Consider the following 16,353-nt stretch of genomic DNA (forward strand, 5'->3'; position numbering starts at 1 on the left):
ATTTTGAATTAGTGTTCTTTCGGATGCTTAAAATCACCAAAGCGATACTTGACCGTTCTTTTCAATGGAATATTCATGCCCTTGGTTCGTTCGAGCCAATCGTAAACGGCAGAGGACATTTCCTTGGCGATATCTTGTTTATCTTCATCCGCAATCAAATTGTACATTTCATCAGGGTCGTTCTTGATATCGTATAACTCATTTCGATCCCAAATACCTTGGTATTTTATGTATTTGTATTGCTCTGTCCGCATACCGAAAACCGTAGGGGTCATAGGAAAGTCGTATTCCCAATAGTACTCATAAAATATTTCCTTTCTGATTTTGGCATCCGTAGCCCCGGTCAATATGGGTACAAACGATACCCCGGGCATCTGCTCTGGTTGTTTGACTCCAGCCTCGGCCAATACCGTGGGACCAATATCTATATTTTGTACCATTTGCGTAACCGTCTTGCCCCCTTCGAATAATTCAGGACAACGTACCAATAGCGGTACCTTTACTGATTCTTCATAAAAATGCCGTTTGTCTATAAGACCATGCTCTCCCCAGCTAAATCCGTTATCCCCCATATAAATCACTAAAGTCGACTCATCTAAACCTTCCGTTTTCAAGTAGTCCATTACGGTGCCTATACTTTCATCAACACCTAAGAGCGTCTCACAATAGTCGACGACCATATCGTAAATTCCACGATTATCGTGATACATATAATCAACGCCATGCCAACTTATCCGCTGATCAGCAACCCATTGCGGCCATTTTAGATCGCGGTACTTACCGGTTTTGGTCTGATCGTATGTCGCGGGCAGTTCAATTCTTTTGCCTTTATACCTTCCCTTATGTCTGCGGGCGGGTTTGAATCCAGCATGAACCGCTTTATGGGATAGATAGAGGAAAAAAGGTTTTTTCTTGTCCCTGTTCTTCATCCAATCTACCGCATGATCGGTCAGTAGATCGGTGATATACGTAGAATCTTTATAGGAGACACGTTTTCCATTGATATTCAAGGTAGGATTATAGTACACCCCCTGCCCTGGAAAGCTCTCCCAATGGGTAAAGCCAGGTTGTGGTTCATCCCCATGGTCTCCCATATGCCATTTGCCGAAAAATCCGGTTTGGTATCCGGCCTTCTCCAAGTATTGTGGAAAATACGTCAGATTGCCAGGGTCGGGAGCTTGATTGTCCACAATGGTATGGGAATGTGAAAACTGACCTGTTAGTATCGAGGCCCTACTGGGCGAGCATAACGACGTAGTGACAAAAGCATTGGGCAGGTAGGCACCTTCCTTTGCCAATTTGTCCATATTAGGGGTCTCTAACCAAGGAACTTTTCCCGTAAAACCCATATAGTCGTACCGATGATCATCGGTCAAAATAAAAATTACATTTCTAGGTTTCTTTTTTTTGGGTTCAGGAGCAGTGCTAGCCGTCAGCGGTAAAACAAAAACACAGCAACATGCGGTGAATAATAGGGCTTTCATAATTCTCATTGTTTCTCGTATTAATTTCGGTATTGTATTTAGGCATAATGGTCGCTACTAGATGGGTGTCAATCTTTTCGTTCTTGCGCTACCAACCACTCATACAACTCTTCCGTGGCATAGGCTTGAACCCAAGAGTCATGACCCACGTTAGGGTAGCGCGTAAATTGAACATCGTAGCCCATTTGTTGCAAGCTGTTGACCATATTCTCCGATTCGGAAATCGGTATCGATTTATCTTCCTCTCCGTGAAAGACCCAAATCGGCATGTTTTTATCGATCCATGAAGCATACGGCAATGGGGCCATTCCACATACTACAGCTAAGGCCGCGAATTTCTCGGGATACTGTACCGCCATTTCCCAGGCCGCCCCTCCCCCACGACTGAGTCCGGTCAAATAAATGCGTTTTGGGTCTACTCTATTGGTAGCTACCACACTATCGAGCAATTGATTTAAGGCTCTTGTATTCCACCATTTTTTTTGATGGGGATTTTGCGGTGCTAAAATCAGGAAGGGAAACTGTTTTCCTTGAACAATCAATTTAGGGGGGCCATTCTTCTTCAAAGCCCCCAAGGTGCCACCCGATTCGCCACCTCCGTGCAAAAAGAGTAAAAGAGGAAAGTTCATTGTATCCTCTTCCGCGTAGTTCTGGGGATAATACAGGTAATAATCCAATGTTTCCTTGGTAACGGTCTCCGCCGTGGCCTCAATGAGATGTGTCTTTGGTTGGGCGGCACAGCTATGAAATAAAAAAATCGATAAAAAGAAAAAATATGATGTCTTCATATGGAGCGAAGGTAATCCTACAACTTGATTTTGAAGATACAAAAAAAGGTGCCCAATGGACACCTTTGAAATTCATAAAATCGAGTCTTTAACGATATAGTGTGAAATGACCCACATAGCGGGTCTTTCGATCGTCATTTTGATTGACGACATACCAGTAATCTCCTGTGGGTAGTTCATTACCCTCATAAGTACCATCCCAACTTTCGATTTGATTCAAAATAGCCACGACCCTACCATAGCGATCATAGATCTTCACCTCAATATCAGGGAAAAACTCCCGGTTTCTCGGGAACCAGACATCATTATTGTTGTCACCGTCAGGAGTAAAGAAATTGGGTATTTCAAGCATTCCCGTAAAGTCAAAAGGCACACTTGCCGTAACAACACAGCCCATACTATCGCGGACTTCAATGTCAACATTAATATCTTGATTGGATATATATACATTATCGGCACCCTGCGATTCTCCTTGAAAGAAGTACTCGTAATCACCATACCCGCCTGAAGCCGTAATCGTGATTTCATTAGGTGCCGTTTTTTCGGGCATAGAAAGCGTCAAAGGCTCGTAGGCCAGCACTTCCCCGATCTCTACAGTAATCGAGCAACCGTTCTGATGGAAAATATGTGCGCGATACTCGCTTGCCGGTAAATCTCCCCATGTGCTTTGAGTATCGGCCAAGTCGATCATTTCCTGCTCGGTGAGCGGCGGATCGGTAGAGTTTAGATCTTCTAGGTAAAACATCACATCCGGCAATAGCGCAGGATTGTCCAGGACAACGGAGGTCGTACTACTGGGAAATATTCCCTCACAGCCATATTGCACCAACGGCGATGCGGATAGATCCACACCGATATCAATGATGAACACATCATTTGAAGGACAAAGATTCGAGTCTTGAACAGATAGCTCATAGGTGGCCCCTCCGATTAAATTTTGAATGGGTAAACCGTCATAGGGTGCAAACGTTCCGGTACCTGTCTCGTCAATAGGACTGACCATTTCAATTTTGTATTCGTAATATGGCGTCGTACTGACAAGAGGGTCATTAAATGGCGTACCTCCTTGGATATCGAAAACTACTGTTCCATCATTGGCATTGATACACAATTCTGGGGTAGTCACTAAATCAGTTATCTCCAAGCGATCTGGCTGGGTCAGCGGAATATCGAAGAAATACGGACAACCGTCTTCATCAGAGGCCAGCACTCGATAAGGAGAACCATCAGGTTTCACGGGTAAATCGGTAAACGTGTATACCAAAGGATTTGCCGGATCGGAAACCAGATCAGCAAAATTAGGTTCGATGGCAAATTCTACCAGACCGGGATAGGAGGCATCGACCGTCATTGTAATACTACCCGTAGCATCCCCAAAACAAAGCACATTTTCTGCACTTGGCGTGATGGACACCGCAATGGCAGGTTCTAAGTGAAATGGGGATTCAACCCTACATAAGGAAGGATCACCACTAGTCACTACCGCCACATAGTAATTTGGTGGAAGGTTCTCAAAATTGGCACTTGATTGTGCAGGTCTGTAAATCGTAGTGGGCACGGTTGGTGCTCCGGGATCTGCCAAATACAGCGAGTATTCATAGATTCCTGTACCTCCAGAGGCCAACAATTCAATTCGACCATCGTCTATAGAACTACAAGATGGTGGTGATTGAGGCGAAGCTGGGTCAATGGACAAGTTCAACGGAGTCTCTACGGTAACCCTGTTCGTTCCGCGCTCTAGACACGGTCCGTTCGCTCCGACCTTTCTGACTTCAAATTCGTAAGACTGATTAACGACCCCCATGATATTCTCAACAGCAGTACCTGCCTGATCGACCATGACCACCCAAGGATCTGCTGAGCCCAAGACGCGATATTCATAGGTCGCTCCGGCTTCAAAATTAAATACTTTAAGCTCTAACACGCCCAAATCACCACATGCGGGCGCTGATACCAAACGCAATTGCGGATTTATCGGCTGTGGAGGCACAACCTCGATAACCGGCGAATAGGCAAAACATCCGTACGGACCTTCGGTCAAGACCGAGTAGAACCCTTCGGGAATTACTCCCACTCCTCCATTTCCTTCAAATCTAGGAGAGGTCTGTTGGCCAAATTCAAACTCGTGGTTCGCTGGGTCGGATGGATCTTGATTCAAGGGATCAGGATGATTGGAATCCAACTTTATCAGTTGATACAAAAATTGCTCCCCTGGTACACCTCCAATGGCTCCTTCGGTCACCATATCATTCGGATCCACAGCGACCAAAATCGCATCGGTACCATTAGGGCATTCCAATTCTCTTTCAATGCTGAGCGCAACTTCAACCGTAGGTTCCGGTAGCAATTCAATTTCCTGGATTCCGGTACAATTAAAGATATCGGTAACGGTCACACGGTACCATCCCGCGGACAAGCCGTTCAAACTCTGTTGAGGGCTATTGGTCACTAAAGGAATCCAATTTCCTGTTCTTGGGCTTCCCGAAGGCTGATCTTCCCGCTCAATTGTAAACACGAAGGGATCGGTGTCCCATCCATATTGTGCATCATAGCTAATGATACCTAAATCGTCGGAACATCCCACGGTCTGGTCCTGAGTCAAATTAAAGACTTCCAAGGGTCCTGCCGGATTGGGCGAACGTACAGTGATCACATTACTATATCCCAAACAGTTGGGTGCATCATCTTCGCGTACCACAACTCGTATCGTACCGCTAGGTACATCGGAGATCGATGCAGGATTGCCATCTGTTCCGATAGCTATCGTTCCAGTGACCGAACCAGAAGCGCCGACAAGCGGCGTAGATGATGTAAAGTCATCACTTAAGAAACCGGGATCATTGGCATCATACACCCAATAGGTATAATCATTACCCGCATAGTCCGCAATTTCAATCGAAATAACCCCGTTACGGGCATTAAAACAGGTCTCCGGGCTAAGCTCAGCAATCGTAACCGTAGGATTTACCGGGGGAACAACAGTATAAACAGGGATTGGGTATATACAACCGCCCGAAACGATTTCCAAATAATAATCTCCCTCAACCTGTGGCAAGGTAATCGGATGGCTCAATGTACCTGCTGGAATAATAGGACTATCAGGGAAAGTAGCTACAGAGTTCGGATTGGCCCGTACAATATAGTCTGCCGGTGTGGTCATGGTGACCTCGACACTGATCATTTCACCCTGAATACAACTCATTGCAGCCACTTGGTTGATCGTACCGCTCACATCCGAAGGTGGATTTAGCGTGATGGGCACCGAGGCTTGACAACCTCTTGCATCAATCGCTTCAATGACGATATTTTGAATACTACCATTATCATACACTTCAAAAGTGGGATTGCTCACATAACTGTCCGCCGAGTTGATCCGGAAGCGATAGTCACCTGTAGTACCTTGGGCGGCGGGATCGACCTGAACGGTGAACACCGCGGAACTTACCTGATTTGAACCAGGAGAACACTGAAATACAACGGGAGAGGGATCCAGTATGGCAAATGGATCAGGATTGGCAATGATGACCGTTTCGTCATCGAAACAGTGCCGTACCGTTTCTACCTCTACACGGTAGGTATCCGGACCTAGGTTGGTAAAGGCACCCGTAGTATTGGTATCCACAACGGCATTCGAGCTATCGAACAAACGGAAGGCCAAAACCGCATCGGCATTCGGGTTCGGTTGCAATATCGTGGTGATGCTACCATCATTGGCATTGTTACAGGTAATATCCGTGGCACCCGTATCAATAATCTGAGGTACGATGGGTTCTTCACTAATAATATCCACAACGGTAAATTGACAAGGATTGACCCCATCGGTGACCTGATTATCGGTCACCACCACTTGATAAGTACCAGGAGCGATACCAGTGAACGTTCCATTATTGACTTGAATCACATTTGCGATTGCAGCACCAGTATAATCCGTACCGCTTAATTCGAAAGTGAAGTCACCACTTCCTCCATTGGCCGTAATAACGATTTCACCATCTGCATTCGTACAATTTGGTGGGGTAGTCGTAAAATCGGCAGAGGCGGATAGTACTTGATATACATCTGCGGAATCATCAACAAAACAGCCGTTGACATCCGTTACGTTAATAGGGTAATTGCCAATACTATTCACATAGAAGACAGCTTGGGTAGGTACCCCGGGCGTGTAGACAGGGGTTAGGCTCACTCCATCCAAGATAAAAGTGGGCGTGTCAATGGTTCCCGGCATTTCTACGGTAATCTCAAAACCACCAACAGGCGTACTTACATCACATTGATTATTTACGGTAATGGTTGGAGCCGGAAGCGGCGGGTCTTCTTGAATCACTGCGGCAGAAATCCGATACGAACAAAGGTTCAAATCCCGTACCCAAATATCATAGGAGATACCGGGAGCCAAGGAACCTGGTAACGAAACCGTTGTACCCGTGGTAAAATCGTCGGAAGGATCTGCCGGAGTTGCGGTACCATCCTCATCCACCGGTGTTCCAGCAGGAACATAGGCAAACTCGTACGGAGAACCATCCGGAAGGGATCCTGGCCCTGAAGAGGGATACGGAACACCACCACTACCGCGCACCGTTAGGAGTCCGGGAGCATTACAATTCGCATTTTGATTACTGACAATATCAACTCGAGGTGCATTCAAGATCGCTTCATCTTCCGCTCCTGCAGAACAATCTCCCGAGTCTTCTACGGCGACCCCGTAACGTCCAGCTGGGACCGTTAGATCCGTGGCCAACGTAAGGTCGAAGGTACCTATTACCGTAAACACGACGGCTCCTGTATCCAAATTGGTGATGGTCACATCATAAGGAGGCGTTCCTGCGTTGGCGCCATCTATAGTATAATTCACACCAACATTGCCGTTGCGACAGGTAGCTCCATCGACATCAAGGGAAACGGTCAAATTCGGTCCGTCCGGTAATCGGATGACCTCTTGGTAGGTACAACCTGTATTGACATCCCTTACCTCAATAGTATAGGATACCCCTAGCAACAGGTTAGCAAAACAATGCCGGTCTGGTGGACTGTTCAAGGGTAACCAAGGGGATACAGGGTCGGTGACCATCCGTATTTCATAATTTTCAGGTAAGGTACCTCCGGTAACCTCAACACAAAGGGTTTCTCCTCCAGGTGTACAGGTAAGAGGTGGTACGATAGGGTCAGGTATAATATCCAAACTTCCAGTATCAATGGTAAAGGGTTGGATATCATTACACCCTCGTGCATCTACGACAATAACTTGGTAGTTTCCAGGAATCAGACCAGGATCGGTAATGACCAAGGGCAAATCACCCGGAGCCACGTTGTTTTGACTAAAGAACGGATTACCGAAAATATCCTCGACCACAATGCTATAATTAGGACTACCCGGCGTAATGCTATTGATCGTAACTCCTCCAGATGCAGGAGCACTAGGACTACAGGTGGCATCAATCGGAGTGACATTCGCTACCGGAGCTGGGTCCAGATTTGCTGTGACCACAACAGTTTGTAGGGAAGTTGGACACCCACGATCATCGATAACGATGTATTCGTAAGTTCCAGCCGCCAATCCGCTATAAATGTTCTGCGAAGAAAAAGTGTATAGGACACCATCGCCCGCATTGCCATCAGGATAAGCAGGGTCGGTTACCACATCCGTTAGTGACCCTACAGGTCCGAAAACATACTGAAAGGGTGCTACACCAGGATTAACTATTGGAACAAGCTCAACAAAACCACTATTGGGATCCCCACAACTGGGTCCGGTCGGGTTGGCCGTTGCCGTAATATTGGTAGGTTCGATCATAGTGAGCGGATCCGAAATATCGGTACAGCTATTATTATCCGTAAGTTCAATCGTGTAATCACCATGTTCGCCGAATGGAACGGTATAGGTAAATGGATTCGAGGGTAAGGGTACCCCATTATGACCTGGGACAACAACACCATCCTTTCTCAAGATATAGGAAGTTGTGGAGAGGTCAGAGATATCTCCCCCAGTAACTACAATATCAAGGGCTCCATCTCCCCCACAGGCTATCTCACTGTTGAGATTCAATTGCACCTGTAATTCGGGCTCAATAACAATTGGAGGCAATGTTGCCGTACAATTGGTTACAATATTCTCTACTTCTATCGTATAGGTACCCGGTACAAGATTGGTAAAAGTATGCGTACCAGGGGTTCCCAAAGGTTGTAATCCTTGTCCGACGATTCGAAAACGGTGATCGCTCAGATTACCGGTACCTACTGCGGAAAACACCTCAATTGATGCAAAACTGGCAGAGGTAAAGCATCTGTTTATGGTTCCCTCCGTAATAGTGGGAGCACCTAAGGAAACTAAAACAAAAGTGGTACTAGCAATACAGCCTTCAGCATCACGTACTTCCAAGGTATATGTTCCTGTTTCATTCAAGCCTCCGAAAAAGCGACCGTTTTTCCACGGAATGACCGTTCCTCCAGGGTAAGTCAATTGATATTGTGGTTGTCCTGAAAAACCGCCTATTTTATTTGCCCTAACCGTACCTACGTTGCCATTGGTACAAGACATTGGAGTCACGGTTGGTGTTACGGATAAAGGTGAAGGAGGTCCGGAAATCACTAAATCGGCCGTATCGGTACAATTGGTATCCGCATCGGTTACGGTAATCGTGTAAGTACCTGCACCCAAATTTGTTACTGGAATTTCAAGATCACTACTAGAACCGCTCAAGGCCGTACCTGAAATAGAATAAGTATAATCGGCGCCGGGGGTATCCGGGTTGAACCCATCAATGATGAAGGCCCCGAAACCATCGGTGGCACCTGTACACACATTGGTATCCCCACCAGCCTTAATACGGGCACGAATGGTACTGATTCCTCCAGTTACAAAACTGGCCGGATGCGTACATCCATTCACATCGGTGACTATGAAATCATGTCTTGTATCGAGTACCAAATTTGGAAAAACATTACTCGCCTGAGGAGCGGTAACCGCCCCTGCGGGTGCAACGATTTCATAGGTAGAAACTGCTGCGCCACCTACGACGGTAACGGTGACTTCGCTGGTACCTGTTGCGCAATTGATACTCCCTTGTGCGAAGGTAATATCGGTAGGGGTCGCCGGGTCATTAATGACCAAAGGTGCACCAATGGGTTGGCGGCAATCAGAGTCATCCCTAATAAAGGGGGTATACGTTCCCGGAGCTAAACCTGAAAAGACGGTTCCCACCTGATAATTCACATTATCTATACTGTATTCATATCCCGTTCCGGTACCACCAGCGGTCATGCCCGGATCAAAGGTAATGGTACCTCCGCCAGCCGTACAGGTAAAGTCGGCCGTAACCGAAGCTGAACCGGTAATACTAGAGTCTGACGTAACCACCACAGTGTCCGAAATTTGGACCTCACAAGAAAAGGCACCCTGCGTATAGCGGACCCACATATCATTATAGGTACCATCGGGTACGTTTACAATAGTGAAGTTCACCCAAGGGTCTCCCGAGGAAACACGGAATTCCAAATCATAACCAGGATTGCTTACGACTTGGAAATCAATTTTACCTCCTCCATTGGTACAGGTTCCCAAAATAGGTTCCGGATCGATTACAGGTGGTGGTAAGTCATCAATATAAACCGATAAGGGCTGATCAGGACTACATCCGTTAGCATCGGTAATCGTAAAGGTATATGTATCTGAAGTAGTTACTGCAAATTGTGAGGTTTGCGTATCTGTATAAGGTGCTGGTGAAACACCACTACCTGTTCCCCAAACGACGGTATAGGTATAAGGCGGTGTTCCTCCCGTTGTGGTAATATCAATATCGATACTGGTAATGTTCGCACAACCAAAACTCTGTCCGTTTAGGTTGGCATCGGCGACAATGGGCTGCAGTCCCTGACCTATTACAATAGGATCACCATTGGTGTCCTCATCCTGTGTGGGAGCCAAGATGCCATTGGCAAAATCATCTTGACATTCAGGGGTTTCCACCTTAACAATATAGGTTCCCGGACTTACCGAAGAAAATAAATACGAATCAGGAGCGATACCCGGTGTAAAAACAATCGGTTGGTTCGTACCAGCGTCAATTAAGGTATAACTATAAGGTCCCGGAACTTCTGAACCGTTAAGCTGCACAAAGATATCGCCATTTTGACCAGGGCAATTGGCATCGGTCACAGTGACCTCAATATCGAGGGTCCTATCGGCAATAGTGAACGGAGGATAAGGGTATTCACAGGCATTAGGCGTATTTTTAAGTCGCACTTCAACCGTATAATCACCTACGGCCAAATCAGTGAACTCTTTTGAATCTTGCCATGGTCCAAAACCACCGGTTCCCGCAGCGATTCTCAGTTCGTAGGCAGGAGAAAGTGAGGTGATCCGTATACTGCCTAAAGTACCACAAACCACATCATTAACTTCGTAGCTATAATCAAATGAACTTTTCGTCGCCTTGATATAGTAGGTGTTTCCTCCAACACGCACGCGGTATTCCGTTCCAGAGGAAACCGAAATACTAGCCGGGTCGATAGTATAGTTAGCACCTGTAGCGATTTGAGTCCAGTTTGAAGGGCTATTGGTACAATTGGAACCGGCCACCAAAAATGAAGGACATACTTCTCCAAAGTCAAGTGCACAAGCCCCAGTAGGAACGTACTGTTCCCAGATGGCTCCGGATGGATTTCCAGCGATGGACAAGTCTTTGAAATCGTAGTCACCACAGACAAAGACTTCAGCCACTAAACTTCCGTCTACACCACAATTTGATTCTGTATCCGCACCTAGTACGGTCGTCGGGGGCATAAAAGATAAAGCCCTGGTGCTTGAAAAAGGTTTCTCCGCCGGGCGGGAAGATCGTTCTGGAATTTCCGTTTTATCCGTATCGTCTAAAACAGGAAGCGTTTCCTCGATTGCCAGTGCCACGTCCACAATAAAACTATGTAGCTTCTCATTGGCAAGGGCTGTTGTAAAAACTACTGAAAGTATGGCTAGGGATAGCGCATACAGTAGATGCCTTTTTTTTATAGGGAGCATAGGTTAAGTCGAGTTTGGGCAAGAATACTCGTGATTTGGGGATCAAAATATTCTCTAGTGTAATTGTTTAAACTTATAAATTCTCTTTAATATTCAACGTCTAGGGGTTACCTTAGTATTAATATCAAACGACTGAATATGGAAAAAAGTGTGTTCTTAGTGGGATTATTCATCGTCAGCCTCCAATTGTCTTGCGCTCAAGACCCTGAAAATCAAGTGTCTAAAGCAAAAAATATGCCTTTTTCAGCTGAGCTACTGATCGATGAACTGCAAGTTCCATGGGGGTTGGAAGTGCTTCCTGACGGTAGTATTCTCGTAACGGAAAAATCCGGTGAAATCATTCATTTCAAGGATGGAAAAAAAACACAAATCGCAAATGTGCCGGAAGTCTATAAAAGAGGTCAGGGCGGACTTCTGGATATTAAATTACATCCCGATTATGCAAGCAATGGTTGGTTGTACATTTCCTATGCCTCCGCTGAAGGAGAGGGTAAAGGCGGTCACACCGCACTAATGCGTGCCCAAATCAAAGATAATTCACTAATAAACAAAGAGTTACTCTACAAAGCCTCACCTAACACGACAAAAGGACAACACTTCGGGTCACGAATAACATTCGACAATGACGGATACCTATACCTGTCTATTGGAGAACGTGGGGCCAGAGATGAAAATCCACAGGATATTACCCGCGATGGGGGCAAAATCTATCGATTTTTTGATGATGGAAGAATACCAAAAGACAACCCTTTTGTTGGGACCAAGGATGCCAAAGAAGCGATTTATAGCTATGGCCATAGAAATCCCCAAGGACTCTTGAAGCATCCGGATACAGGGGAGATTTGGGATCATGAGCATGGCCCAAGGGGCGGTGATGAAATCAATATTGTGAAACCTGGCAAAAATTATGGTTGGCCGGTCGTTACCTATGGTATCAACTACAGTGGCACCCCGATTACCGACAAAACCGAGATGCCCGGTATGGAAGAGCCTATTCATTATTGGTTGCCTTCGATTGCACCAAGTGGTATGGCATTTATGACCTCCGATAAGTATGGGGATTGGAAAGGCAGCTTATTGGTCGGTTCTTTGAAATATCAGTATCTAGAACGGCTCGTACTGGAGGGCACCAAGGTGGTTGACAGGCAAAAACTTATGGACGGTATAGGTCGCGTCCGAGACGTCAAAGAAGGCCCTGACGGATTGATTTACGTCTCCGTAGAGGGAAAAGGGGTATATAGATTGGTCCCGAAAGGATAGAACAGGAATCCTATTTCTCCTGCTCTTGCCCATTCCCAAAACCTTTGGGAACTATTGGAGGAATCCAAAATTAGGATTTTCCGGCGGCAATAGCCTCTTTAACCGAGCCGTGCTTTTGAAGTAACTGTTCCGCCTCATCATACGAAATACCCAAACCTTCGACTACATAGCGTACCCCACGATCGACCAATTTATTGTTGCTCAACTGCATATGCACCATTTTATTTCCCTTTACTCGGCCGATTCTGATCATCAAGGCCGTCGAAATCATATTGAGTGCCAGTTTTTGCGAAGTACCGCTTTTCATACGTGTACTTCCTGTAACGAACTCAGGCCCGACGTTCATTTCTATTGGGATATCCACTACCTCCGCCAGAGGAGAACCAGGATTATTCGTAATACCGGCTGTTAAAAGTCCATTTTTCTTCGCATCGGCAATACCACCCAAGACATAGGGCGTGGTACCCGAGGCGGCAATACCAACAACGACATCCAAATCGGTCATCTCATGGACCATAAGATCCGACCAAGCTTGTTGGCTATCATCTTCTGCATGCTCAACGGATTTTCGAATTGCGATATCACCACCAGCAATTAGGCCTACTACCCGTTCATGGGGCATGCCATAGGTCGGTGGAATTTCAGAGGCGTCAAGAATACCCAAACGACCGCTGGTACCGGCGCCAATGTAGAAAAGCCTCCCTCCTTTTTCAAAACGTTCGGCCAAGGCATCGACCAACTCCGTAATTTGAGGTATGGCAAGGGCCACGGCATCGGCGACTTTTTTATCTTCCTCGTTCATTTTTTGAAGTAAGACCGCCGTGTCCAACTGTTCTAAATTGTCATGGTTTGACGGGGTTTCGGTAATTTTAGTATAGCTCATAGGTTATAGAATTCGAATATCGTGGTTTCTAAAGGAGTTTAAAAGTTGGTTTTCAGGGAGCAGTTCGGTAATCATGGTATTGATAGCATTGATATCACAGGTCTTGTACCGATGTTGCGAATTCAGTTTTTCTGAAATGCACAACAATACCGTTTTCTTGGCAGCTTGTATCACTGCCTTTTTTAACTGTACGATATCCCAATCGAATTCGGTCAGACCATAGGTTGAATCGACATATCCTGTACCTATAAAACTATAATCGACCTTGATTTCGGACAAATTGTGAATGGCGTTGGCGCCGATGGAGATTTGGGAATCCTTGGAAATTTGACCTCCCACAAAGATCACGGTAACATTCCCTTTTGTGGTAAGCTCCATGGCCACGGGCAAACTCAGGGTGAAACAGGTGATTTCAAGATGATCTGGAATCATACGCGCCAACTCTAAACAAGTCGTGCCCCCATCTATAAAAATTACGCCCCCACTCTTCAAGAGGCTGCTCGCTTTTTCAGCAATGATCAATTTTTCATTCAGGGCATACACATTCGTGTTTCGCGTACTGTTCGTCGTGAAACCAAGGGAGACGGCTCCTCCGTGGACCTTGCGTAACTTTTGCTCTGCGTCTAGTTCTTTCACATCCCTACGAACGGTATCAATGGATACATCAAGCGTTTCGGCGATATCGGTGAGCAAAATACGGTTATGCAACTCCACTTCGTTCAAAATGGTCTGTTGTCGTTCTTCTTTAAGCATAATACACTCTTACAAAATACAAATATAGGTATTATTTCAGTTTGCCGTTTTTTTCTATTTTGAAATTGAATTAAATGTTAAAAAAGCATAAAGCTGCAAAATAAATGGCAAAAAACTGCAAAATATCATTTTATTGCCTACATTTGCAGTGTTTAAATTTTATCACATACACTAATGATAGCAACTTTAACAATGAAACCAAAAGGGGAAAAACCAGGAAAGAATATCGCATTCAAACCTGTAGGACAATTTGAGGAAACTCGATTTGAAAAAATCCACAATGTAATTTTTGATGATTCCAATGAAGCTTCGATCAAAGTGGCCCAAGAAATCGCTGCCTTGATCAGAAAAAAGCAAGAAGCCAACAAAACTTGTGTGTTGGGCTTAGCTACCGGTTCATCACCGATTCGGGTCTATGAGGAATTGGTAAGGATGCATAAAGAAGAAGGACTCAGCTTCTCGAATGTCGTCACCTTCAATCTCGACGAATACCTTCCGATGGATTCCGACAATCGTCAGAGCTATTGGTACTTCATGCACGAACACTTGTTCAATCACATCGATATTCCGCGAGAGAATATCCATATTCCGGATGGAACCGTCGCAAGTGAATTTGTCATTGATTACTGTATGGCCTATGAAAGGGCCATCAAGCAGTTTGGTGGACTTGATTTTCAACTACTCGGTATCGGTCGTACCGGACATGTCGGCTTTAATGAACCAGGTTCCCACTATAACTCCGGAACCCGTGTAATCACCTTGGACCATATCACACGTGTGGATGCGGCCCCAGCATTTTTGGGTATCGATAATGTTCCCAGAAAAGCCATTACCATGGGAATCGCTACCGTTATGAAAGCCAAACGGATCGTACTATTAGGTTGGGGACAAAACAAAGCGGATATCATCAAAAAAACCGTGGAGGGCGTAGTTTCTTCTCAAGTACCCGCCACCTATTTACAAGGTCATAAAAACTGTACGTTTGTATTGGACACCGGTGCAGGAACAGAGCTGACCCGAAACAAGACACCTTGGCTCGTTGACGAATCATTGGAATGGACCGAGAGCCTGACGGCAAAGGCCATAGTGTGGTTGTGTGGTGAAACCGGCAAATCGATACTTAGCCTTACCGATAAGGATTATAATGATAATGGCATGTCAGGTTTATTGGCAGCCCAAGACTCCTATGACCTGAATATCAAAATGTTCAATAGGTTACAACATACGATTACGGGATGGCCGGGTGGTAAACCCAACGCCGATGATACGAGTAGACCAGAACGAGCCGAACCCGCCAAAAAGAAGGTCATTATCTTTAGTCCTCATCCTGATGACGACGTGATTTCCATGGGGGGAACATTCGACAGATTGGTCGAACAAGGCCACGAGGTACACATTGCGTACCAAACTTCTGGAAATATCGCGGTTTCGGATACCGATGCGTTAAGGTATGCGGAAATTTCAAGGGATATCAGTCCTTCTGAGGAAGCCGAAACGATCATCGATGCCATAAAAAACAAGAAAGAAAGTAGCTTTGACACCCTTGAGGTAAGACGCCTCAAAGGAAATATCAGAAGAGGCGAATCGTTTGCTGCCACAAGATACCTCGGACTTCCGGATGAAAATGTACACTTCTTGGACCTCCCCTTCTATGAAACGGGAACCATTAAGAAAAATAACCTTTCGGAAGCGGACATCCAGATCGTTATGGACATGATTACCGAAGTACAGCCCCATCAAGTATATGCCGCAGGGGATCTAGCTGACCCACATGGCACACATAAAGTATGTCTCGATGCTGTTTTCGCCGCAATGAAACGCCTGAAATCAGAGCCCTTTATGGATGATTGCTGGTTGTGGTTGTATCGCGGGGCATGGCACGAATGGGATGTCAACGAAATCGAAATGGCAGTACCGATGAGCCCAAGTCAAGTGCTGAAGAAAAGGAACGCCATTTTTGCACATCAATCACAAAAAGATGGTGTGATGTTCCAAGGTGACGACTCGAGGGAATTCTGGATGCGCGCCGAAGAACGCAACAAAGACACTGCGGCCAGGTATCGCGCATTGGGACTTTCCGACTATGCCGCTATGGAAGCGTTCGTGCGACACAAATTCGATTAAATTCAATCTTTAACTTACAAAGGCCTATTTCTAAAAAAGTAGGCCTTTTAT

7 protein-coding genes are annotated in these 16,353 nt (G+C 45.7%); 2 read left to right on the forward strand and 5 right to left on the reverse strand.

Annotation, left to right across the window (positions count from 1 at the left end; translation table 11 throughout):
• Positions 1-8 precede the first annotated feature (8 nt).
• The 3 genes from ACKWCA_RS19295 to ACKWCA_RS19305 form a co-directional block, all read right to left on the reverse strand.
• Complete coding sequence (locus tag ACKWCA_RS19295) at positions 9-1,484, reverse strand: sulfatase family protein (RefSeq protein WP_413979871.1); 1,476 nt, start codon at positions 1,482-1,484, stop codon at positions 9-11.
• A 68-nt stretch (positions 1,485-1,552) separates the two neighbouring features.
• Positions 1,553-2,272 (reverse strand): carboxylesterase family protein, encoded by a 720-nt coding sequence (locus ACKWCA_RS19300; RefSeq protein ID WP_413979872.1) that lies wholly within the window; start codon positions 2,270-2,272, stop codon positions 1,553-1,555.
• An 88-nt stretch (positions 2,273-2,360) separates the two neighbouring features.
• Entirely contained in the window at positions 2,361-11,282 is an 8,922-nt protein-coding gene (locus ACKWCA_RS19305; RefSeq protein ID WP_413979873.1) for a T9SS type B sorting domain-containing protein, read from the reverse strand.
• A 138-nt stretch (positions 11,283-11,420) separates the two neighbouring features.
• Between ACKWCA_RS19305 and ACKWCA_RS19310 the strand changes: the two genes are divergently transcribed.
• On the forward strand, positions 11,421-12,542 hold the full coding sequence (locus tag ACKWCA_RS19310; RefSeq protein WP_413979874.1) for a PQQ-dependent sugar dehydrogenase: 1,122 nt from the start codon (positions 11,421-11,423) through the stop codon (positions 12,540-12,542).
• Between the two features lie 70 nt (positions 12,543-12,612).
• On the opposite strand, the gene murQ is transcribed toward ACKWCA_RS19310, so the two are convergent.
• The gene (gene murQ / locus ACKWCA_RS19315; RefSeq protein WP_413979875.1) at positions 12,613-13,425 is read right to left on the reverse strand and encodes an N-acetylmuramic acid 6-phosphate etherase; all 813 of its coding nucleotides are present in this window, start codon (positions 13,423-13,425) and stop codon (positions 12,613-12,615) included.
• Between the two features lie 3 nt (positions 13,426-13,428).
• Entirely contained in the window at positions 13,429-14,178 is a 750-nt protein-coding gene (locus ACKWCA_RS19320; protein WP_413979876.1) for a DeoR/GlpR family DNA-binding transcription regulator, read from the reverse strand.
• Between the two features lie 174 nt (positions 14,179-14,352).
• Here ACKWCA_RS19320 and nagB point away from each other — a divergent pair, with 174 nt between their 5' ends.
• On the forward strand, positions 14,353-16,302 hold the full coding sequence (nagB, locus tag ACKWCA_RS19325) for a glucosamine-6-phosphate deaminase (protein WP_413979877.1): 1,950 nt from the start codon (positions 14,353-14,355) through the stop codon (positions 16,300-16,302).
• Positions 16,303-16,353 lie beyond the last annotated feature (51 nt).

The organism is Maribacter corallii (genome assembly GCF_047345415.1).
Classification (GTDB): Bacteria; Bacteroidota; Bacteroidia; order Flavobacteriales; family Flavobacteriaceae; genus Maribacter_C.

Excerpts from the sequence above, each read along its gene's own strand:
- murQ (WP_413979875.1), bottom strand. The coding sequence starts at position 13,425 with ATGAGCTATACTAAAATTACCGAAACCCCGTCAAACCATGACAATTTA.
- ACKWCA_RS19320 (WP_413979876.1), bottom strand. The coding sequence starts at position 14,178 with ATGCTTAAAGAAGAACGACAACAGACCATTTTGAACGAAGTGGAGTTG.
- nagB (WP_413979877.1), top strand. The coding sequence starts at position 14,353 with ATGATAGCAACTTTAACAATGAAACCAAAAGGGGAAAAACCAGGAAAG.
- ACKWCA_RS19305 (WP_413979873.1), bottom strand. The coding sequence starts at position 11,282 with ATGCTCCCTATAAAAAAAAGGCATCTACTGTATGCGCTATCCCTAGCC.
- ACKWCA_RS19295 (WP_413979871.1), bottom strand. The coding sequence starts at position 1,484 with ATGAAAGCCCTATTATTCACCGCATGTTGCTGTGTTTTTGTTTTACCG.
- ACKWCA_RS19310 (WP_413979874.1), top strand. The coding sequence starts at position 11,421 with ATGGAAAAAAGTGTGTTCTTAGTGGGATTATTCATCGTCAGCCTCCAA.
- ACKWCA_RS19300 (WP_413979872.1), bottom strand. The coding sequence starts at position 2,272 with ATGAAGACATCATATTTTTTCTTTTTATCGATTTTTTTATTTCATAGC.